Annotated in this window: 1 protein-coding gene; it reads left to right on the top strand. The window is 65.8% G+C overall.

Annotated features, from left to right (window positions below; all coding sequences use genetic code 11):
- A partial coding sequence (locus AC08OQ_RS09835; protein ID WP_476612000.1) for a GDP-mannose 4,6-dehydratase occupies positions 1-588 on the top strand: 588 nt, incomplete at both ends.

The following is a 588-nucleotide window of genomic DNA, read 5'->3' as shown; positions in this document are numbered from 1 at the left end:
TCGGGAAGGTGCGGGAGACGCCGCAGCGGGAGTCGACGCCGTTTCACCCGCGGTCGCCGTACGGGGTGGCGAAGACGTTCGGTCACTATCTGACGGTGAATTATCGGGAGTCGTACGGGACGTTCGCGTGTTCGGGGTTGTTGTTTAATCACGAGTCGCCGCGGCGGGGGATCGAGTTCGTGACCCGGAAGATCTCGCGGGCGGTGGCGCGGATTTCGTTGGGGTTGCAGGACTCGTTGTCGTTGGGGAATCTGGAGTCGCGGCGGGACTGGGGTTTCGCGGGGGATTACGTGGAGGCGATGTGGCGGATGCTGCAGCAGGACGCGCCGGACGACTATGTGGTGGCGACCGGGGAGACGCACAGTATCCGGGAGTTGTTGGATGCGGCGTTCGGGTGGGTGGGGATCTTGGACTGGTCGGGGTTCGTGCGGCAGGATCCCCGGTTTTTCCGGCCGGCTGAGGTGGATGTGCTGGTGGGGGATTCGTCGAAGGCGCGGGAGGTGTTGGGGTGGAAGCCGCGGGTGGGGTTCGAGGAGTTGGTGGCGATGATGGTGGACGCCGACGTCGCCGCCGAGACGGAATCGGCCG

The organism is Frankia sp. CcCS3, from assembly GCF_977927575.1.
This window is presented reverse-complemented; position numbering and strand designations above follow the sequence as displayed.